The organism is Zavarzinella formosa DSM 19928 (genome assembly GCF_000255705.1).
GTDB classification, from domain to species: Bacteria; Planctomycetota; Planctomycetia; order Gemmatales; family Gemmataceae; genus Zavarzinella; species Zavarzinella formosa.
Map to the genome: position 1 here is coordinate 750,371 of NZ_JH636443.1, position 21,780 is coordinate 772,150.

Annotated in this window: 15 protein-coding genes; 5 read left to right on the plus strand and 10 right to left on the minus strand. The window is 59.1% G+C overall.

The annotated features are described in order from the left end of the window. Window positions 1-37: 37 nt before the first annotated feature. Window positions 38-1,309, minus strand: a complete 1,272-nt coding sequence (locus BGIM_RS0128620) for a lactonase family protein (RefSeq protein ID WP_040890470.1) — start codon at window positions 1,307-1,309, stop codon at window positions 38-40. Between BGIM_RS0128620 and BGIM_RS63395 the strand changes: the two genes are divergently transcribed. Continuing rightward, entirely contained in the window at window positions 1,308-1,472 is a 165-nt protein-coding gene (locus tag BGIM_RS63395) for a hypothetical protein (RefSeq protein ID WP_157369484.1), read from the plus strand. The two genes, BGIM_RS0128620 and BGIM_RS63395, sit on opposite strands and share 2 nt — an antisense overlap. Window positions 1,473-1,798: 326 nt before the next feature. Here BGIM_RS63395 and BGIM_RS52920 read toward each other — a convergent pair whose 3' ends face one another. The 6 genes from BGIM_RS52920 to BGIM_RS52935 all read right to left on the minus strand — a co-directional run bounded on the left by BGIM_RS52920 (window position 1,799) and on the right by BGIM_RS52935 (window position 13,555). Then, on the minus strand, window positions 1,799-4,039 hold the full coding sequence (locus BGIM_RS52920; protein WP_157369485.1) for a calcium-binding protein: 2,241 nt from the start codon (window positions 4,037-4,039) through the stop codon (window positions 1,799-1,801). A gap of 76 nt (window positions 4,040-4,115) precedes the next feature. Continuing rightward, window positions 4,116-5,654, minus strand: coding sequence for a hypothetical protein (locus BGIM_RS0128635; RefSeq protein WP_157369486.1), 1,539 nt, complete (start codon window positions 5,652-5,654; stop codon window positions 4,116-4,118). Between the two features lie 1,218 nt (window positions 5,655-6,872). After that, window positions 6,873-9,164 carry a M6 family metalloprotease domain-containing protein gene (locus tag BGIM_RS58470; protein WP_162136298.1) on the minus strand — a complete coding sequence of 764 codons (2,292 nt, stop codon included), beginning with the start codon at window positions 9,162-9,164 and terminating at the stop codon, window positions 6,873-6,875. A 445-nt stretch (window positions 9,165-9,609) separates the two neighbouring features. After that, window positions 9,610-10,629 carry a phosphorylase family protein gene (locus tag BGIM_RS52930; RefSeq protein WP_202947319.1) on the minus strand — a complete coding sequence of 340 codons (1,020 nt, stop codon included), beginning with the start codon at window positions 10,627-10,629 and terminating at the stop codon, window positions 9,610-9,612. A 387-nt stretch (window positions 10,630-11,016) separates the two neighbouring features. Continuing rightward, on the minus strand, window positions 11,017-12,396 hold the full coding sequence (locus tag BGIM_RS0128655; protein ID WP_020473127.1) for an alkaline phosphatase family protein: 1,380 nt from the start codon (window positions 12,394-12,396) through the stop codon (window positions 11,017-11,019). A gap of 1 nt (window position 12,397) precedes the next feature. After that, window positions 12,398-13,555, minus strand: a complete 1,158-nt coding sequence (locus BGIM_RS52935) for a glycoside hydrolase family 18 protein (protein ID WP_157369487.1) — start codon at window positions 13,553-13,555, stop codon at window positions 12,398-12,400. A gap of 78 nt (window positions 13,556-13,633) precedes the next feature. On the opposite strand from BGIM_RS52935, the gene BGIM_RS52940 reads away from it, so the two are divergent. After that, a complete protein-coding gene (locus BGIM_RS52940) occupies window positions 13,634-14,917 on the plus strand; it encodes a putative sugar nucleotidyl transferase (RefSeq protein ID WP_020473129.1) in 1,284 nt (427 codons plus the stop codon). 5 nt (window positions 14,918-14,922) lie between these two features. Here BGIM_RS52940 and BGIM_RS0128670 read toward each other — a convergent pair whose 3' ends face one another. Both BGIM_RS0128670 and BGIM_RS0128675 read right to left on the minus strand, forming a co-directional pair. Further along, entirely contained in the window at window positions 14,923-15,615 is a 693-nt protein-coding gene (locus tag BGIM_RS0128670; protein ID WP_020473130.1) for a hypothetical protein, read from the minus strand. A 100-nt stretch (window positions 15,616-15,715) separates the two neighbouring features. Continuing rightward, window positions 15,716-16,405 (minus strand): hypothetical protein, encoded by a 690-nt coding sequence (locus tag BGIM_RS0128675; RefSeq protein WP_020473131.1) that lies wholly within the window; start codon window positions 16,403-16,405, stop codon window positions 15,716-15,718. Between the two features lie 218 nt (window positions 16,406-16,623). Here BGIM_RS0128675 and BGIM_RS0128680 point away from each other — a divergent pair, with 218 nt between their 5' ends. Next, window positions 16,624-17,220: a hypothetical protein gene (locus BGIM_RS0128680; protein WP_029630730.1), complete on the plus strand. Its 597-nt coding sequence runs from the start codon at window positions 16,624-16,626 to the stop codon at window positions 17,218-17,220. A gap of 329 nt (window positions 17,221-17,549) precedes the next feature. On the opposite strand, the gene BGIM_RS0128685 is transcribed toward BGIM_RS0128680, so the two are convergent. After that, the gene (locus BGIM_RS0128685) at window positions 17,550-17,822 is read right to left on the minus strand and encodes a hypothetical protein (RefSeq protein ID WP_020473133.1); all 273 of its coding nucleotides are present in this window, start codon (window positions 17,820-17,822) and stop codon (window positions 17,550-17,552) included. 391 nt (window positions 17,823-18,213) lie between these two features. Here BGIM_RS0128685 and BGIM_RS0128695 point away from each other — a divergent pair, with 391 nt between their 5' ends. Then, a complete protein-coding gene (locus tag BGIM_RS0128695) occupies window positions 18,214-20,010 on the plus strand; it encodes a sigma-70 family RNA polymerase sigma factor (protein WP_020473135.1) in 1,797 nt (598 codons plus the stop codon). A gap of 118 nt (window positions 20,011-20,128) precedes the next feature. After that, the gene (locus tag BGIM_RS0128700; protein WP_020473136.1) at window positions 20,129-21,529 is read left to right on the plus strand and encodes a hypothetical protein; all 1,401 of its coding nucleotides are present in this window, start codon (window positions 20,129-20,131) and stop codon (window positions 21,527-21,529) included. Window positions 21,530-21,780: the final 251 nt, after the last annotated feature.

Below are 21,780 nucleotides of genomic sequence, written 5' to 3' on the forward strand. Positions count from 1 at the left end.
GCCATTGAAAATGGCCCAAAATGGACAAGCCTCATATTCAGCCCGGTTTTTTCAACTCCAGAAACACAAGCATCGACGGGTTGCCGACCGGGGTGTAATGCCCGGTGAAGGCGAGGCCGCCGGTTTTGCGGTCCACGCGGAAAACGGCGACATGGTCCGCCCGTTGGTTGCAACTGTAAAGGAACTGGCCGGTCGGGTCGAAGTAGAAGCTGCGGGGGTAGTTTCCGCGCGTCCATTCCTCGCCGACATATTTCAGGACGCCTTTTTCGCCCACCGAGAAGATGCCGATGCTGTCGTGCAGGCGATTGCCGGCATAGACAAACCGGCCGTCGGCCGAGACCATGATTCCGGAGCAGAAATTGCTTCCCGCAAAGCCGGGGGGCAGGGTGGAGATCGTCTGCCGGGAAGCCAACTTGCCCGTTTCGGCCTCATAGTCGAACAGCACAAGGGTGGAGCCTTCCTCCTGAATGGAGTAAAACCATTTGCCGTTGGGATGGAAATGGAAATGCCGAGGCCCGTCCCCCGGCGGCAGGGAGACGAAAGGCGTTTCGGCCGGGGTTAGCGTCCCCTTCTGATCGTCAAATTTCCAAACAAAGATTTTATCCAGCCCCAGATCGACATGCAGCACGAACTTCCCGGCGGGGTCGGCCTGAATCATATGCGCGTGGGTTCGGTCGTGGCCGCTGAAGGCGAAGCTGCCCGGCGGGGCGTTGACCGCCTTTGTGGGGCCGATCTTGCCGGCGTCGTTCTTGATGTCGCTGGCGGTTCCCAAACGGCCGTCGGCCAGGATCGGTAACACCGAGACGGAGCCGCCAAAGTAATTGGCCACCAGCACGAACTTCCCGGAGGGATGAATGCTCACGAAAGTGGGACCGGCGCCCCCCGAGGGAACGGTGTTGAGCAGTTCCAGCTTCCCGTCGGCCGGGTTGATGGAAAAAGCGCTGACCGTCCCCTCTTTGGCGGCCCCGACGCGATCCGTCTCGTTGGCCGAATACAACCGGGTTCCGGCACTGTTCGCCACCAGACAACTCGGGCTGGTTCCCATCTCCTGAACACCGGCGGCCGTCATCGCCCCGGTCTCGCGGTTCAGTTGAAAAATGTGGATGCCTCGCCCGTTGCCGGGGGGCAAATCCACCTGAGTGGCCAGCACATCCTTGAGCGGGGAACTAAACGTCCCGACATACGCCATCAACGGCCCGGCGCCCTCGGCCGCGCGAGCCTCGGGTGCGGGTTCCAGCAAGGAAGCGGCCCCCGCCAGGGCGACGGAGGTTTTCAAAAACGAACGCCGGGAACTCTCGATTGGAATCATGATGAACACAGCCTGTCAGGTAGGGTGGACGGTCGGGGCGACTGGCATGAGCGGTGGCGAACCACCATTTCCGGCGGGAACAAACGAGAGCGACACGGACTTCTGCTTCGACACATTTCTATCGTTTCCGCACGCCGACGGCATCAACGCAAGCGAAGGTTGAAGGAAGACCGTGAAACTGTGACGCGGAGTCGTCGGAGCGGAGGTTCGTTATTCTCGAATCCAACTCCTGAAAAACACAATTTTGCGAGGCCCAGAGATCTCCCCGCGAATGCTGCCTGGATGTGAGGGGGGCAAGATATCAGAGATCCATGCGAGGCCGAAGGAACAGATCGGACAATCGCTGGCATCCTGGCTGCCCAAGTCGATTCCAAGCCGAAGAATCCGCCCCCACTGACCAAACTTTGGGTTGCATAAACGGCCAATTCAAAGGATTCTGTCGGCCAAAACGAGACCGACAGGGAGGCATTTTCAAAGACTACCGCAATCTCACGGGTTCAGAACATCGAGTAAAATGTCTCCAAACACAGAATCGGCACCGGAACCTCCGTTAAGCACATCACGAAATCCGTCGGCTATACTCGCGTCGCTCCAATCGTATAAAACATCATCGTCATCGCCTCCGTCAATTGAATCTGCTCCCAAACCACCCATGATGGTATCATCACGCGCGCCACCATTTAAGGTGTCATCGTCACTTCCGCCATCAATGAGGTCGTCTCCGCCTTCGCCTGCTATGTTGTCGAACCCATCGCCACCGTATAACGTATCCAAGCCTTCGCCACTCAAAATAGTATCGTTGTCTGCATCGCCATAAATCGCATCAGAACCATCTCCACCAAGAATGTCATCGTCTCCATCATTGCCATGAATGACATCTGCTGCCGTGCCCCCGTCGATCTGGTCATCTCCATCGTCACCATCAATAATATCTTCGTCAGGGCCGCCGGAGATGGTGTCTTTGCCCCCGCCGCCAGAGATCACATCAAGGCCATTCCCGCCTTCAATGTTATCGGCATCGGCTTCGCCATATATAGTGTCATCGCTAATCCCGCCTTTGATCGTATCCACCCCTGAGCCGCCCCGAATAGTATCTTTGTCAGCTTCTCCGTCAATATCGTCGTTGCCCTCGTTCCCCTCGATGTCATCGTCGCCAGTGCCGCCCTCGATGGTGTCATTGCCTCCGTCGCCTGTGATAACATCTTTGTCATCCTCGCCATCAATTCGATCGGCGTCATCGCCGCCGGATAAAGTGTCTTCGCCACTATCGCCATGAATGGTGTCCAATCCGGCTTCTCCGTCGATCAAATCATCACCAGAGTCGCCGACAATGCTATCATTGCCGCCGCCGGCATGAACAACGTCTTCCTCGCCAAGGCATTTGATATCATCGTCACCTGCTCCCCCCAAGATAACATCAGGCCCGACCGATCCGACAATTTTGTCTCCCCCGTCTCCGCCAATAATCAATTTGCCAATGGAAGTGTTGGCGCCGCCACCGCCAATCGGGTCTTCGTCCGGGTCATCGACCGCAAACAAGGTGTCGTCGCCATCACCGCCATTGATGCTGTCTTCCCCCTCTCCTCCGTACACAACATCGTTGTCCATTCCGCCGTACAATGTGTCATCCCCGTCGCCGCCGCGAATTGTGTCTTCGCCAAATTCGTCACAATCGGGATTTTGGTCGGGAATGACGATGTGGCCAACACTGTCATTTCCATCGCCGCATTCAATTGAATCATTGCCTTCCCCGGCAAGGATCGTGTCATTTCCGGAGCCGGCGTTGATGGAATCATCGCCCTCTTCGTCAATCGTCAGAGTCATGGGGTCAAAACCGATTAAATCGTCGTCTCCGCCCCCGGAGATCGTGTCGTCATCATTGCCCCCCAAGATGGTGTCGCTTCCATCCCCGCCCATGATTGTGTCTTCGCCGCCGCCGCCGGAAACCGAATCCGCTCCATCGCCGGCATCAATGTACTCACTGTCCGGGCCAGGGCCGTAGTCATATGAGCCTACGATATCGTCGCCCGATCCGGCGTAAATAGTATTTGCGCCGTGTCCTCCCGCAATCGAATCGTTGCCCGATCCGGCGTCAATGAAATCATCTCCGTATTCAAGCAAAGAATCTGTGTCCCATTCCCCGATTTGATCCGCGCCGTCCCCTCCAATCAAGGAATCATTCCCTTCGCCGCCTTCCAGCACATCATTTCCGTCGCCCCCTTCCAGGGTGTCGGCGTCGTCGTTTCCAAACAGCAAGTCTATCCCCGTGTGTCCGGTAATGCTGTCAGTTCCGTCGCCACCATCAATCACGCATATCACCAAGCCGGACAAGCCAGACACATCGGCCGAATCGCTCATGTCAGCCAATTCGATGCTGATGGCCGATACTGACGGGCCGGAATATGTGATTGTGCTGCCGGATACGCTTGCATACAGGGATATTGACGGGTCCACGACAAGACTTGAAGCGCCGGGATCTGTGAAGACAAACCCACCCCCGGAGCCGGAAACACTCAACAAATTGGCTTCTCCGGGGAAAGCCGAATATGTCAACCCCCCAAAAGAAGCGAGCACTCCAGGCGTGTCACGCCGCCCGAGTGTTTCGATGAGGAGTCCGCGATGAGAGGCCTTGCGTTTGCGATTTTGGCTGGAGAACATGACGATCTTTCTTCGAGGGTTAAAAAAATTATCACGAAAAGTCGCCGATGGCGAAATCCGGTCCTTAGTCATGACAGGACGAATCGACTCCAGGGCAGTCGGCGATTGGCCGCTGGTTTCGGAAAATTACAACTGAACTGGCAAAGATTTATTTTCGAGGGACGTTAATCGGAACCCCGCCATAGGATTCATATCCCTGAAAACTGCTGATTTCGTGGCTCGTCAATTCGCGAATCTTTTTTTGATATGAATCAAAATCTTTTGATGATTTGTCATGAACACTTAACGAACCCGCAAAATAATCGCCGGATTTTTCATACCGGCCGACAGTGGCCACGGGACATGTGACACCCGACACTTGCTGTTGGTAATAGCCGCTGACAATGACCCACGCGATCTTGGCATCCAGGCCTGGCTTGACCACCCAGTTACAACTATGATAAGCGGTGAGGACAAGCACGATTGGCTTGTTCGTTTTCACTTCGACAACCACTTCCGACGGGTCGTCCGGTTCCGTGCGAAACACTTTTGGGCAAACCGTTTTCAGAACCAGACGATTCATCAGGCGGGTGTCGAGCTTGGTTCGGAGCGGTCCTTTTAAAAATAATTCTTGGACTTGTTTTGAAGTTTCCAAACCTTCGATTTCTTTGGGCGAGTAAAAGGTTTTATCGTTCAAGACAAGCAAGAAACCGTCACTAACCGTCCGGCGATCCTTGAGTATTTCCTTAAAAAGATCCGAGTTTATTTGCAGGGAGCGTTTCCCCACGGCGGCTGACTTGTCCGCGTCTTGCAGAACGCTTCGGGCTTCCTCCGGCAGCCTGCTCCATATCCGCCAGGCAAGACCTTTCTTGGTTTTGGTTGATTCGCGAAGCACTTCGGCAAATGTTTTCCAATCAATCACTTCGCGGAGGCTAAACCCATCCCAGCGGGGTTGATATAATCCGACGCCATGCACTTCAACATCGGGGGGAAGGACCGGCCGGTCCTTGGCCGGCACGCCGTCGGGGGCTGCGTCGTATTGCTTGGCGCAATGGAGCTTCCAATCTCGCTCCAGATCATCCCATGTGCATTTGAGAATGTTTTCCAGGTGTGGTTGAAGAGCCGTGGTTTCGGCTTGGGAGAGCGCCGCCAGCAACGCCGGGATCTTTGATTTGTACTTCTCATCAGTCAGGAGCATTTCACCCAGAGTCGCCAGTCGCCAATAGTGTTCGCTTGAAACCATCATTCCATTGCACAGGCGTGAAAATGGAATTCCTGATTTCTTGAATCCGGCCCGCACCACCTCAGCCAGGCCTGGCTGTGGATGAAATTGGAGTTGATAGTGATTGGCGAGAGCCTCATGGAGCCAGTCTCCCCGGCAGTTGATCCCAAGCGTTCGCTCGACAAGCGAATGCACGAATTCATGGGTGAACGCAGGCCGTTTTTCCCTGGCAATCGGATCCCAGTAAGAGGTTCCAATCGCATCCGTCGTGAACCCCGCCGACCTGGGCAGAATGGGTTCGGCGTTCAACTTCACGGCCAGATGAACGGGATATGACTGAAATTGCTGACGACTGGCAAAAACCACCAAGACCGGACAACGCCCCTCCTGAATTTTTGGCAAACTCAGATCTTTTGTGACTCGGGCGGCCACTAATTGCAAATGCTTCGTCAAAACAGCCAGATCAAGATCCGGCTCGTTTGTCATAATCCAAATATCCGGATTGATCGCCGAGCGGACTTTTCCCTCGGCAACTCCGGGAAAGGCAACTTCTTGCAGATCATCGGACGTCACAAGCGGCCCTGATTTGCGTTCGCTTCTCACAAGAATCGTATCGATTATCAAATCGGCTCGGTCATTAAAGATTATTTCAAGATGACTCACATTCTCCCAGCCAGGCACTCTGCTGTCGCCAAGTCGGAACCATCTCAGGGGCACACTCACCCGCTTCCATCCTGAATGATTAATTTCAATCTGTCGCCAGTAATATCCCTTCCCATCCTTGACTCGCAATCGGATATCCGCCGCAACCTTCTGCTGATTTTTGGCAACAGCAACCTCCCGATATACCCAAAAGGAGATGTCGGAATAGTTTGTCCACTCGTTCGGAATCACTGACGATTTTGCCTTCAACACTCCATTCTTTGGCAACCGAACATGAAGCGCCTTGCCTGACGGGCTGTCATTACTGTCCGATTTTTGGGCGGGACCGCTTACAACATCGATTTCCCCGCCTTCCGTGGTTTCCCAATTTTTGGAAGCGTTGTCTTCTTCAAACCCAAAGAGAATTTTCTCGTGAATAACTGGTTTTTCGGACGCGCTTGCCGCGACGCTGAGAAATAAATTTGCCAAGACAACGAGACAGATCTTCCATGTTGTTTGATGTGCGGCGATCGCTTTATGCTGAGGAGAATTAATCGAATGAATTTTGTTGCGAGTGGGCAAGTCAACCCCCAATGCAATGACATGACGGTTTTTGTGCGATGGCGAATATAACTATTTCGACAGGTTGCGCCTATCGAAAACTTGAATGCACACGCAATCTTCATGATTCCTTTCATTGAAACGGAAGTCTGTCCGTGAAAATCTTGGTGTGATCCTGAACATTCCAGATAACGGCGAGATATCACAAATAACGTCCGTTACTGTCTATTGTGAAACGTTTGTGCTTCAGCGTTATTTCGAGAATGGGAAACGATTTGAAAAGACTTGCCGCTGATGGCAGGCATCGGCTCGATCATCGTCGCCCGACTCTTGAATCTAATCGGCGATGATTCCCCTCGGCGCATCATCACACGGGCTGATCCGCACCGTTTCGAGCGCGCCAGATATTCGGGATGTGACTGGTAATCGGTCATCATGCGGGAAGTCCTCGCTCTGCTCCGAAGACTCCGCGTCGCGGCTTCACGGCCTTTCAGCCAATGTTCACGGCAGATTCACATGGCAGGACGGGGCGTCCCACACTTTGTCCCAGACGGCTCGGCCCACGAAGGACATGACGCCGGTGTAGACCAGCGCCACGTTGCGCCAGTCGGAGCGGACCTCGCCGGTCATCATCAGGGTGAAGATTCCCTCGGCCAGTGTTTCATTGGCCTCGGGGAAATCCCGCACTTGTTGAAACGACCGGCAATGATGAATCAGAAAGTCCCAATCATGAACCAGATAAGCCTTCAAATAAGTGAACGGGTCCAGATCCGGGATGTGTTGGGCCAGGCTGGGCACGGAGCCGCCGTCGGTGACCATTTTGCCGGGGGTGGCCACCTGACCGTTGGCGCGGGTGAACGTCAGCGGATTGTCCGGGTCGGGCACATAAAGGAAGTTGCCGTTGCCCAGGGGTTGTAATGGTGTCAGCACTCCCGTGAAGGAGCCGAGTTGGTCCCATTGGATGTTGTTGAGCCGTTTGTAGGCGCGGAACCAAAAACTGTCGAAGTCCGGCGAACTGGCGGCGGGGGTTTCACGCAGAAAATCCATGAGCCCGGCCCCGGCGGCGGCCCCGGTGGCGGCCAGGGGCTTGGCTTTTGGCTTGGGCTTCCCCTTGCCCTTCGCGTTTCCCTTGCCCAACCGGGGCCGTCCAGCCGTTGCGGTTTGGGGCTCGGCGGCGATCTCTTGAAACATCTCCGGGTTCGCCATCGCGGCCGCGACGACCTGCCGTTCCAGGTCGGCCGGCGTTGGCGTCACCAATCGCATGAATGGCTCAAGTTCGGCGGCCGTCACCTTGGGTTGCGCCAGCAGGCGTTTCAGGGCCGTTTCTTCGGTCGTCGGCGGCGAAACGGGTTGAACACTCGCCTGCGCGGCCTCCGGCATGGCCTCCGGGAGCGTGATGGTCACCATCAGGCTGACTTCGCCGCTCACCGGGTTGAGTTGAATGTTCGAGAGTTGAATTCCGGAATGCCTCTGGCCCGGAAATGACGTGGAAACGAGGCCGGTATCCTCGGCGGTGGTCCGGCCGGTCGTGCCGGGGAAGGGATCGCCCGCGTCGCCTTGGTTGTTCAGGAAGGCGTTTTCGAGTTCGCTCAATCCGTCGGCCTGCACCAACTGCAACGCCGGTTTGCCGGGGCTGTTCTGGTCCTTGTCGAGATCGACCCGCCAGACCAGCAAGCCCTGCCCCGGCAGCGCGTTGTCGAAGCCCCGCAGATTGCGGTTTTCCAAAATCAAAAACTGGCTCGGGGTATACGCGGGGCTGCGCAGCCGCGCGACCACGCATTCGGTCGGCGTAAACGGCGGCAGGGTGACGACGCCCCCTTCCGTCACCTCCCGCACCTTCGCCCAGCCATGTTGCAACTTGTGCAATCCCACCGGATGCGCCGGCCGGGTGCCGAGGGCGCCGTTCCACGACCCGGCGGCCATCAAATCCCATTGACCGGAGCCTTCCCAAAATTCGTTGTCATCGTCGCCGTTGGGGTCGTAAAAATCTTCCCATTGAAACGCGAGATGCCCCAATTCATGGGCGCAAACCCCCATCCGGCAATTTTCCGGCACGGTCAGATAAGTGGAGGCAATCAAATCCGTGCCGACGGTGACCGGGTTGGCCAGGTTCCACTTGTGCGACCAGATTTCGCCCTTCCCGGCGATTTGGTCCAGTTCCTCCGCGCCGACGCCGGCATGAACGATGAACAACCCCGTGATCGTTCCGTTGTGCAAGGCATCCAGTTCGGGCGGGAAGTCAACATCGTTCAGGATGGCCGCCTCGACGGCATCCTCGGCCATCTTTTGCGCGTTGTTCGGATAAGAATCCGCCACCATGCCCGATTCGTTGTTGGTGTAAAATGAATAAGGTTTCGGCATCCGCAGCCAGCCATGCACCGTGCCATCCACGTCAACCTTGCCGCAACTGACCTCGCGGTAATAATCCCGCAAGCTCCCCGTCGGAAACACCCCTTCGGAAAAGAGCAAATCACGGAACTGTTGCGCCGGCCGTGTCCCCGGTTTGTCATCAAAATCGACGAGCAACACGATGATTCGCACCGCCCCGATCACCGGCAGCGACGGCACCGCCACCAACTGCGGTCCGCTCGCCGCCTCAACATGCGCGACCAGTTTTGTGCCGTCGTCCATGCCGTCGGTGTTGGCCGCCGGATCGGTGAATCCGATGGTCTTGAGATACCGCCGAAACGTCAGCCCCTGCGGCTTGCCCAAGCGGACAAAATCCATGTATAACCGTGACAGCACCTCCGGAGAGGGCGGAACCAACCTTGGACGCGATTGAGTCGTAAGCATGTTGTTTGTCTCGTTAATAGATAAGACACATTGAAAATAATATTTTTGATCGGACATCGTCCGTGGATTGCGAGCCCGTCGGCGACTGATATTGGCAGGCACAGCTTATTAACACACAACAGGTCGGGGCAAGAAGATAATCAGCCAATAAATAAAGTCCCCGTGAAGCCGCGACGCGGAGTCTTCGGAGCGGAGCGCGGACTTCCTGAGTCAAATGATTGCCGTCGTTGCCAGCAATTGTTGCGGGAAGTCCGCGCTCCGCTCCGAAGACTCCGCGTCGCGGCTTCACGGAGATTTCATCCCCTTTTATTCCGCCGCGATTAGCGCCCAGCAGACGATCGCGCTGCAAACTGAACTCCAGCGGCCGAAGCCTTTGTAGATTTGGGCGGCGAGCTTGGATTGGTCCTTGAGGGTGCCGACGGCTTTGATTTGCGGGTCGGAGACGTTACGGACCGCCAGCCAGCGGGGCGGTCATTTGGCTGGCGACAAGGCCCAGAACCGCGTCGCCCATTTCGGAGACATCGCCGAGGCCCTGGAGGCCGAAATGGTTGTCCGATGTGTCGAAACCGAAAAAGTCCGTGGTCAGCACCGACGAGGCGGCATCCGTGGCGCGGATGATCTTCGGCGGCCGGGTGTTGTCGCGGGGAAGCTGGCCGGCGTTGGCCGCGAAGAGTTTCTCGGCCTTGGCCAGAAACTTGGCCTTCATCGGACTGCTGGTGAAAACCGACTGGTGGAACGACGCGCTCTTGAGCCACTTGAGGGCGTCAAACCGCACGACCGGGCTGACCACCACATCCCCCACTTCGCAGTCGGGGCCGATGCCCCCGGCCGTGCCGGTGGTGAGGACGAGTTTCGGCTTCACTTCGTCGATGATTTGGTTCCAAACATCCGCGTTGGGGAGTGTTCCCCCGCCGGTCGGCAGTTTCTTGGTGTCCTGCGAGAGATGGGAGTCGGACTTGAAGATGACGACCTTTTTGCCGTCGATGGTGGTCGTCCAAAACGCGCCGAGCCGGTTGGCCTGCAGGGCCGGGCAGCCGTTGCGCATCTTTGCGGAAATGGCGGCAAAGTTGTGGGTGTAAGGCACATAATCGTTGCGGGAATCCTTGCCCGGCGTCAGCACGCGGCTGAGGGCGTGCCCTTCGTCCACGGTCCAGGTGACCACCAGCACATCCGCGCGGGGCAGGGGGCCGTCGCCGGTTCCGGAGGGGCGGGGGCCGGTTTTCGGGGCCAGCCCGTCCGGCCACGGGATCTCCGTGAACCGCGAGAGGCCGGTGGCCGTGGTGAAGGAGAGGAACTCCCGCCCGGCCGGGGCCTCGGAATCGAAATCGATGATCTCCCGCTGCAAATCCTCGGGCGTGCTGATCTCGCGGGCCGCCTTGGCAAACGCAAACGTCGTGGCGGGCGCGGGGGGGGCGATGGGATCAAAACCCAGATTTCGGCGCACCCATTCCCGGTCGGCAATCATGATCGGCTCCTTGCGAGTAAAAGAGACAAGTGAAAGTGTTAATGTCAGATGGTATCGCAAAATTGCATTTCGGCGAAGTGTTTGAGCCAAGAGAAATGTGAGAAGAAATATGCCTCGCAAAGCCGCGGGCAATTCAAAAAGAATCACCTTGAATTGCAGATCTTTATTTTGAGTTTTTTCTTTGGAACGTTCGGAAAGAATGAGGCGGTCGGCGATGAGAGTACTCCGCACGCTCCGCGTGCGGGCGGGACTTTGACCCGTTCCATCATCTGGCCACCAAGCAAGTCCATCCGCACGCGGAGCGTGCGGAGTACTCTCATCACCGACCGCCTCATTCTTTCCGAACGCTCTAATTTCTTTGCGGCTTTGTGCGGGATATGTCTTCCTTCATTCCCCCAAGCCCAGCTTCGCCAAAATCAAATCCCGGATGGCCGTCATCGGCAGCAAATTCCCCGAGGGTTTCGGCCCGTCGGCCACCAAGAGCGGGCCGTCTTGCGGGTCGGCGGCGATGAGGCCGTGGCTTCCTTTGACGATGCTGGCGTCCAGCGGAACCACGTCGAAGATCGTGCGGAAGCCGAGTTTCTTTTGGATCAGCTTGCGGACCATCCTCAGCATCGGGAAGGCGAGTTTCGGGTCGAAGAACATCTCGGCGGGATCGTAACCCGGCTTGTGATGGATGGCGACAGCTCGTGCATAATCCGGGGCGTTGCGATCATCCAGCCAGAAGGGATAGGCGAACCACGACTCCCGTTCGGAGAGCAACACCAAATCCCCGGCGCGGGTGTGGTTGAGGCGGATGTCGGCCCGTTCCTCTCCCTCGAAGATGCGGGCCACGCCCGGCACTCCGGCGAGCAGTTCTTTGACGGGCTTCACGTCTCGCGGATCGCGGATGTAAACATGGGCCAGTTGGTGATCGACAACCGCGAATGCCCGGCTCAGGAAGGGTTCGAGTTGTTCACCGAAGGGGCCGTGCCGAACCGTCAGGTAATCGTGTTCCCGAAGGGTACGGTTGAGGTAAACCGGCATGTTCACGTCGCAGTGGCCGTATTCGCTGACCACCCACACATCGGCCCCGGCGTTTTTCGCGGCATCCAACAGTGGGGCGCAGGCGTCGTCGAGTTGCCGCACCAACCTCGGCATGTCGCACGCGGAGGGGCCGTACCGCTGTGGGTCGTAGTCCAGATGCGGCAGGTAGGCCATCGTGAGATCGGGGAGTTCAGTGGTCACCGTCTCAGCGGCCGCGCGGGCAATCCATTGCGTGCAGGGAAGGCCGGCTTTTGGTCCCCAGAAGGTGTGAAACGGGAACTTGCCAATCCGTTCCTCCATGCTGGTGGCGAAGAACTCCGGGTTTCCGCTGATGCCGAAGACCTTGTTGCCGTCCACGCCGTAATGCGGTTTCGGCGTCAGGCTCAGGTCAACCTCGGCCCCTTGGTTGAACCACCAGAACAACTTCGCGGATTTGAATTTTCGTTTCCTCGCCGCCGCGCGTTTCCGGGCGATGGCGTAGAACGGGTCCATTTGCAACAAGCCGTTGGCCTGCTGCCAGAAGCGGATTTCATTCGTGTTCTTGTAAAGCCAGCCGTTGCCGACGATGCCGTGCCGGTCCACTGGTTCGCCGGTCAGGATGGTGGCCTGGGCCGACATGGTGACGGCCGGCACCACATCCCGCACGGGCGTGGACCAACCGGCCTCCGCGATGGCCTTCAGGCGGGGGGCGTGTTCGAGCAGTCGCGGCGTCAGGCCGACGGCGTTGATGAGGACTAGCACGTTATTTCTTTCCCAAACCGGCGGAGATCACTTCCAGCAGGGAATTGGCCGGATCGTCCCCCGAGAGTTCCCAACACATCATTCCCCGCAGCTTTTGGGCGGTCACATAGCCGACCTTTTCCTTCATCGAATCCGTGTCGTCATAGCTGATGAACAATCGGCTGTCGGCGTTGTACAGCCACGGGGCCTTTCCTTTTTCGGCCCGGAAGACCTTCCCCTTGGGGATGACATTCTTGGTGAGGTCCTTGTAGTCCCACATGCCGAGTTCCCATGTTCCCTTCGGTTGTTTAGGGTCGACTTTTTCGCCGAACCCGTTGGCTGAGGGTTTCGCCACCGTCCAGCCCCGGCCGTAGAAGGGGACGCCCAGCACGATCTTTTCCGGGGCGACGCCCGCCTTCAAATATGCTTGCACCGCACCGGCCACGCTTCGCTTGTAGTCGCCCACCGGGTAGAGGTTAGCCAGGAGGCCGGTTTGGGTGTCCCAACCGCCGGCGAGATCGTAGGCCATCAGGTTGAACCAGTCGAGATGTTCGGCCATCGCCGGAATATCCATGTGGGCGATGGTGTCACTCCCGCTCGGGGCGGCGATGGTCAGCAGGTATTTGGTGTTGTCCGTCTTGGCGGCGACGTCCAGTTGTTTACGCAATTCGGCCAACAGAAGCGTGTAATTCTTCTTGTCCTCCGGGCGGTTCTTGTTCCCCGCGAGCCCCCCGGCGACGGGGAATTCCCAGTCGATGTCCGCGCCGTCGAAGCCGTGTTCGCGGATGAAACGCACGCAGGAGGCGGCGAAGGTCGCCCGCGATTCGGCGGTGAGGGCCGTATCCGAAAACGACCCGGAGAGGGTCCAGCCGCCGACGGAGATCAGCGTCTTCAAATGCGGGTGTTTTTTCTTTAACTGCCTCAGTTGTTGGAAGTTACCCTTCGCCTCTTTGTCGCGGGGGTCGATCTTTTCCAACGCGGCAAACTTGTCCGTGACGGCGACTTCCCCCTTTTCAACCTTGGCGAAGGCATAATTCAAGTGCGTCAGTTTCGCGGCCGGGATGTCCGCGATTTGGAAATGGTGGTCGTAAACGCCCCACTCGGTGAAATAACCGACAATCACCGGGTCGGCCGCGACGGCGGGGAGGGGAAAAAAGAGCATCAGGAGACACCAACGCACCGGCAAACCTCCCTGTACACCACGAACGCTCTCGGGGTATATTACAACCTCGAACCACCCTTCTCCCCGGACGCATGGATGCGACTGTGTGAATTTGAGGACAGTCGCGTTTCCGGATTGGAACCGCTTTCCCTCACCCGGCCGGTTTTTGACCTGCTGTGCGGCACCACCACGCTTTACGAAAAGCATCGCCGGGCCTTTCGCCCCAGTTCGATGGCCGCCTTGGTGCGGCCACAACTAAGCCGGGTGACCTCGGCCGATCATCCTCATTTGACCGTCAATGTCTCCGATTGGCTCCTGACCGGGGCCGTCACACTGGTGAACAGCCGATGGCTGCCGCCGCGAAAGTTTGTGCCCCCGGCCAACAAGGAAATGTCCTGTCTGGCGATGATCGGCGACGAGATCGCCCATGCCGTGCTGCAACCTCGCGACTTGGCCGACTGCACCCCGCACACGCTGGCCGAGTGTTTGGCCGAGTGGAAACAAACCCTGCCGACTCGGCCCGCCGGGGGCCGGTTGATCGCCCGGCCGTGGGACTTGATCGAATTCAACGGCGACGAACTGCACGCGGACTTTTTGCTCACCCCTCACGACGATTTGGAAGGCCGACCCTCCACGCTGACGCTTGTTGGTTCATCAGATTTATTGCGAGTGGACCCGACGGCCCGGATCGATCCCTTCGTGGTCGCGGACACCACCAACGGTCCGGTCATCATCGGGCGGGATGCCGTGGTGGCCTCGTTCACCCGGCTGGAAGGTCCGTGTTTCATCGGGCCGCGTTCAGAAGTGTTTCACGGGAACATCCGGGCGGGCACGTCCATCGGGCCGAATTGCCGGGTTGGTGGCGAAGTGAATTCCAGCATTCTCTTGGCGAACAGCAACAAGGCCCACGAGGGTTATCTCGGCCACAGTTACCTCGGCGAATGGGTGAAACTCGGGGCGGGCACGCACGCCAGCGACTTGCGAAACGACCATGCCCCGATTGCCGTGCCGATGGACGGCGAGATGGTCTCCAGCGACTTGCAACGAGTGGGCGTGTTCATCGGCGACCACGCCAAATCCGGCGTCGGCTGTCGGCTCAACGCCGGTTCCAACATCGGCCCGTTCGCCCAATTGCTCCCGAGCGGTTCGCTGTTGCCGAAACTGGTCCCGCCGTTCTGCTCCGTGGAACACGGCCGCCTCATGGACTGCCCCGATCCCTCGGCCCTCTTCGCCGCCGCCGCCCGCGTCACCGCCCGCCGGGGGGACGAGTTCACCGAATACCATCAGGCGATGTACGCCTCGTTGTTCGACCGCACCGCCCACCTGCGCAAAGTGGCCGTCCATGAGGCCGAGATGAGGCGGGTTCGGAGAGCGGGATAATCCTGTCAACAAACCTTCCCGCTTACGGGGGCCAAGCCATCAGCGAAATCCGCCGCCTGATCCGGTCGGCGACCTGCCGGAAGCCGGACTCCGATGGCGGCGACGGCCCAACCGAACGCGAGAGACACCACGGCCAGCATCAAAGCCTCCAGTCCGAGATCGACGGTCCAGTCGGTCAGCATTGAAGTGGGCATGTATGAGTTGTTGAATTCTTGGAACAACCGCCATCCTTCAATTGACAATGATCGCCCTTGTTTGCCGGGGATTCCGGCCGTTGCCAGAACTCCAAACACCACAAAGGCGACGACCAACCCCAACCGCCAGTCGGCCCGCCCGGATGATCGACGGCCCAACCATGTCAACCGGGCGACCATCGCCCCGGCCAGCGCGCCCAACCCCGCCAAACTGGCCGTGACCAGATGACGCCACCACTCGACCACCGGCCGGGTCTCTTCAAAGTTGTCATATCGATGATGGCGATACACATCCACTCCGCACACTTGGACATATCCGTCCGAGAAGGCTCGCCCGCTGTATCCAACAACTCCTAGCTTCGGATTCCACGAAGCATGAGAGTGGCCGTCAAACACGGGCGGGGCATACATGAGAGCCACCCCGGCGGCCGCCCCGATGATGGCCCACGCCAGCGTCACCCGCAGCGAACGGCGCCGGATGGCCGGGGTTTCGATCTGGCTCATTCGACATCTCCCCGCAACAGTCGCCGAAAATGATCGCCAGCGCAAAACAAGCATCAACATATGCAAATGATGCCGCTTGTTTTTGCACGAAACAATCTCGTCAATGAATCTTCCCACTTCCAAGGGCCACGCCATCGGCGAAATCCGCCGCCTGATCCGGGCGAACTGCTGGGAACCGGATTCCGATAACGGCGACGGCCCAACCGACTACGAGAGACACCACGGCCAGCATCAAAGCCTCCAATCCGAGATCGACGGTCCAGTCGGTCAGCCAAGAGGTGGGGATGATTGAATTGTTGAAGTGTTTGAACAACCGCCATCCTTCAGTTGACAAGGATCGTCCTTGCTTGCCGGGGATTCCGGCCGCGACCAGAACTCCGAACACCACGAGAGCAGCGACCAACCCAAGTCGCCAGTCGGCCCGACCGGGGAGCCGACGGCCAAGCCATGTCAGCCGGGCGATTATTACTCCGGTCAGTGCGCCCAACCCCGCGAAGATGGCCGTCACCCGACGGTGCCATTGCTCAACCTCTGGCCGGGCATCATCAAGGGTGCCATAAAAATTTTCGTGATACACCTCCACTCCGCAAACCCAGACACGGCCGTTTGAGAAAGTTGGCCCGCAGTATATGCCGCACTCTTCCGCAACATCAGAGCAGTCATGTGATTGTCCAGTGTAAATGGGCGGGGCATGCATGAGCGCCACCCCGGCGGCGGCCCCGATGATGGCCCATGCCAGTGTCACCCGCAGCGAACGGCACCGGATGACCGGGGTTTCGATCTGGCTCATTTAACATCTCCCCGCGACAGTCGCCGAAAGCGATTGTTGGCGAACCATGATTCGACAAACCAACCGTCCGGACAAGACAGACATCAAATTGTTTGCAGAGGCGATTACTTCAAGAACAGCAATTGCCTTTTGATTGTTGGTTAATTGAGATTGATCCCATTCGACGGATCGGTTATCCATCCCCCGCGTATTCTCCTTTTCGACAGTCGGAGCGCGGCGTGCTTGACACTCTGGGCCAGCATTTTCAGCCCATCCTTCCGATCGTTAGTTTTCTCGGATCGGCCGCTTCCGTCGGGGTCACGGGGTACTTTTGGCTGGTGAAAATGAACCGCGAACGGCCGCAGCTTCAGTTTGAGTTGGTCGAACATGCCTCCCACATTGATGTCGGCCCGGCGACGGCCGAGGAGCAATGGCTGAACTTTCGGCTGGCGCTGGTCGTGGTGAACAACAGCAGTTTGCCGAACGCGGTCCTCGGCACGCGGGTCCGGGTGATGCCGCGGGGATCGGGGAACTGGCAGGAGGCAGAGCATGTGCGGCCGGCCCGAGGGTCGGCCTTTCCGCTCAACCTTCCCGCGTTGCAATCCGGGCTGATTACCGTTGAATGGGAGATGCGCTTCCCCGCCCTTTCCACCGAAATTGATTCCGAAAGTCCCGAGCGAATCGTCGAGGCGTATCTGAAAGAGAATTGGGATTTCGCCGACCACGTTTCTGTCGAACTTCGCGGCCTGCGCGGAAAGTCGTTCACGGAGATGGTCCCCCTCCACGGCTCCCGAATGACCGCCACCGTGCGGGAATATCTGGCCCAGCCGACGTGAATTCACCCCGCAACCGCCAAGCCCCTTTGGCGCCCTTCCGTTGCGAGGGAAGAGATTTTGAGGTTGCGCTTTTGGGTTTTCAAATGGTTGGTTTTGTCTCGGTATTGGCGAGCCGAGCTCTGTAAAGGAGCCGGGTGGCTTGCCGTGGCCGAACCGCTTCCCCTTTACTCAGCCTGACTCAAACCCGTGGTTGAGGTGACTTCCCCGCCGGAAGCCACCCGGCAGCTGACGCTGCTCGGCTCGCCGAGACCAAGAATGCCTCTGGAAAACCAAAACCTCAAAAAGCGCAACTTCAAGAGAGAACGGGGCTAAAAGAAAACGGGGCGGGATCATTTGCCCGTGATGAGTTCCTTGAACGTCTTGGCTTGAGTGTCAGCCGGGCTGGCCATTGGGATCATCGACAGCCCCTCCGGTTCGGACTGGTTGACGAGGCATTGCTCGACCATGATGTTTTCAAAGACGACTAGGGTCGGCGGCGACAAAGAGGGATCGGCCATTTCCGGGGGTTTTTCCCGGAAATGCCACATGATCAGACTGATGGCCAAGAGTGCAAACGAGAGGACGGAGGGCAGAATCCAATTGCGGCGGGTTGAGGCAGGCATGGGCAGACCCTTTGCGAGTGGGAAAGGCTGTCGGCGCTCATTCTATGGAAAAGTTCTTGGCAATTTGGATGACGACAGCATCGGTCGGCTCTTGGGAGTTCCGGCCTGTCGCAAAAGCGCTCAACGAACTCCGATTAATGACGGCTGGCCGTGCAAAATTAGCTTTTGGAACGCGAAAATCAAATGCAAATTGATTGTAACATCATCTAATCGTCTGTCGAATTGCTGGCAATGAAGTGATGATCTGGTTTGCTCCGCGCGAGGAATCTCAAAAAATCTTCCGCGCCGGTGAGCAAACCGGCCCCGGTCGGCATTTGATAAGATGTGAAGGTCCGGTCGGCGGCTAGCCAGGGAATGGCCGGGTCGGCGATCGGGTGTGAGATTTTTGGACATGACTTATCAAACATGGATGAGCCGCCTCCTGGCCGGGGGGACGGTCATTACCGGGGAACGCGCGACGCGGCGTGTCGGCCTGCGCGCCAAACTGACGCTCAATTCATTGTCAGACCGGTACGGCCCCTCGTCGCTCACCGGGGCCGATGCCAGTCTCTTGCTGGCCGCCGGTGCAGGCGAGGGCCTTCTCCAATTCTCATTATCGGGAACAGATTCTTCCCCGTCGCCGATGATCCGGCCGGGGGTGTCCGCGTCTGTTTCGACGGTCGATGAACACGTTGCGGATTCCCCGCCGGGAGCCCATGTCGATTCGGCGGCCGACGCTCATGGCGCCGTTGATCCGGTGGAACCGCTGGAACCGGCCGCCACGACAACGCCCGGCATCGAAGCCTACAAGTTTACGCCGTTCAACGCGCCCGCCCCGGAACCGGCCGCCTCCGGGGGCGAACAAGCCGCCTCCCCGCCAGCCAATGCGGCTCAAGTCTCCGGGCCAACGACCGATGGAACGGCCGCTGTCACCTTTCTGGCGTTTCCTTCGGACTTCGGCGTCAAAGGGGGCGTCATTCCGGTGGTTCAAGCCGCCGGGGACACCGCGCCGCCGACCAAATCGCCCGCGCCGGCCGATGCGTCGATTCCCCCGCCAGCCAACGCGGCGGCTCCCGATCCGAAAGCCCCGGCTTCATCAGCGGACGATGCAGTTCCCCCGGCGGCTGATTCTTCCGATGCGGACTCTTCCGAAGCGAAGCCTTCCGCGTCGGATGCGGCCGTGGAAACACCGCCGACATTCTTCCACGGCGAAGTATCCCTCCGCTACGACAAGACGGACGAGCCGACTTCCGGCGGAAGCGCTTCCGGTCTGCAGTCGATGGTCTCGAACGACACGTTCGGGCCGGAGGCGTCCTCCGGGAACCACGTTCCTCCCGTCTCCAATGCGGTTGACCCTTCAAACTTGTCCGTCACGCCCAAGCCAGAGGCGAGCGGACGCCCCCTCGACACGGACACCGGGGTGTTTCGCATCAGCGGCTCTCCGCAACCCGGCGAAAAGTTGGAGGTTCGTTACACGCTGGCCGCCCACGATGCCAACGGAAGCATCTCGGTCGATGGTTCCGTGACACTGACCGCCGGGGCCAGTCACGCAACCATCACGGCGGGACCGGCGCTGGCCGGGCGGTCGCCGGAGATTCTCACGCTCATCTTCCGGGATCATCCCGGCGCCCGGCCGGCTCGCGGCTCGGCGACGCTTTTTCTTGCCCCCGCCGGGGAGCGAATCAGCGATTCGGCCCTCTTCGAGGCCCATCGGTTAGGCAAGTCCCCGGAGGCGTTTGACGCCTTGGTGCAACGCCACGGGGCGGCCGTGACGAGATCCTGCCAGCGGATCGTCGGCAATCAGGCCGATGCCGAGGATGTCACTCAATTTGTGTTTCTGACGCTCGCCCAGTGGGAGTTGCGCTTCCCCGGCACGCTGACGGGCTGGCTGCGCACCGTGGCCAAAAACGCCTCGCTGGCGTTCCTTCGGGCCAAGTCGCGGCGAATCCGGCATGAGCGCGAGGTCGCCAAGCCGGTGCTGGCCGATCCGCCGGACGCTCAAAGTTTTGACGATAATCTGGACGCGGCCATCCGGCAACTTCCCGCCCCGCTGGAGGAGGCGGTTCGATTGCGGTATTTGGAGGGCTGGTCCCAACAAGAGGCCGCCCGGATCGTCGGCTGTCCGCGCGGCACCCTCTCCCGGCGGGCCGCGCACGGCATCCAGGTCCTGCGGGAATTGCTCGAAAGCGACCGCGCGACCGCCGGCTGAAAAAACTTTTTGAATTTCCACTTCTTCGCGAGCATCCGGCCGCCGGTCGGCATTTCAATCATGTCCGGCGAAGAAGTGCCCGCCGGTCAGCCGAGAACCCCCCAGTCCGGAACCGAACGTGCGAACACCCGCTTCCCGAAACCGCCGATTTGCCCTCCGTGTCGAAGAACTGAATTCACGGACGCTCCCGGCCATTTTGGCTCCGGTCGCCACCGAGGTGACGGGAGATGAAACGCTCGTCTCGTCGGCGGGGGATGAACCCGCCGACGACACAACGCCGGCTGATTTCATCACGACTTCGCTCGACGGGGGAACCGGCGCTGACGACGGCATGAGCATCATGTGCCATCCCATTTTTTGGAGCGGGGTTCCCGCCGATGTGACCACGGATGACACATCCGCCACCGATGGAACAGTTGAAGACGCTTCCGCCAGCGACTTGGCCATCGCTGACGGAACGGTTGAAGACGCCGCCACCAGCGAATTGGCCGCCGCTGACGGGACGACGGTTGAAGACGCTTCCGCTAGTGACTTGGCCGCCACCAGCGATTTGGCCGCCACCGACGACGCACCAACTGATTTGACACCGACCGACGAGGCAACCGTGACGAGTGATGTGGCCGTCCGGCCGAATGTGATGTTCCGGCCGCTGATTTTGAGCGGAACCCCCGACAATGGAACAACCGGGGATGAAACACTTGTGTCATCGGCGGGGGATGAACCCGCCGATGACGCGGCAACCACCGGCGGGACAACCGACCCGACGCCGACTGATGGCGCCCTCAAGCCGACCGTCCTGTTCCAACCGACGACCTGGAGCGGAACCCCCGACGACGGAACAGTGGACCTCATGGCGAACACCGTCACGGGCGATCCGGGCGAAGAAACCGTGATCGAAGATTTCTCCGCAAGCAACGAGTCGGCCACTCCCGTCGATCCGAACACGATGCCGGAAGCAGAACCGCTCTTTTGCCATTTTGAAGTTCTCTCCACGCAAAGCAACCAAAGCATCCCCTCTGACGGCGACGCGACACCGACGAGCAGGGTTGAAGAGGCAGCCGTCGCCGAACCGCCCACGGCGACGACTGACCTCAACGACCACGTCTCGGCGGATCACGCGGCCGATTCGGGAACCGTCGTCCCGACGGGGATCATGTTCACCATGTCCGGTGATCTCCCGAAGGTCGATCAGGCCGGCCCGGAGGAGGTCGCCACACCGGAGGTGACGCCGCCCACATTGGTCGCCCCCGCGGCCAGTGTGGCGCTGCCGCCCATCGACGCCACGGCTTGGAGCTACTACTCCCTGATCGGCGACGACGTTCTGGTGGCCGATTCAACCGTGCCCGAAGCCGACGCAACAGTGAAAACCCCGACGCCGGAACCCGTCACGCCCGCGACCAACACCGCGCCGCCGCCGGTTCTCCAAACCGGCTCCACGACGACGGCCGATGTTTCCCTCGGGATTGATGCCGACAGCATGAAGCTGATCTTCGGCGCCTCGACCGGCAAGAAGGTTTGAGCGAAGCAAGGACTGCGATTAATTGTGGATTTTTTGACCGGGCCATCACCCGTGCCGGGTGAGCGCCTTTTCCGAGCCTGAGCGTTGGCAGGGGCCACGCTTTACGGGTCAGGTGACGCTTTAGGGAGAGCCAGTTGCTTGCTCCGCCTGAAGCGTGGCCCCCACTGACGCTTCAGGCTCGGAAAAGGCAGAAACACTCCGGATGATTCTTGCCTGCCATTTGTTTAGTTGATGCAAAATCAACGGACGTT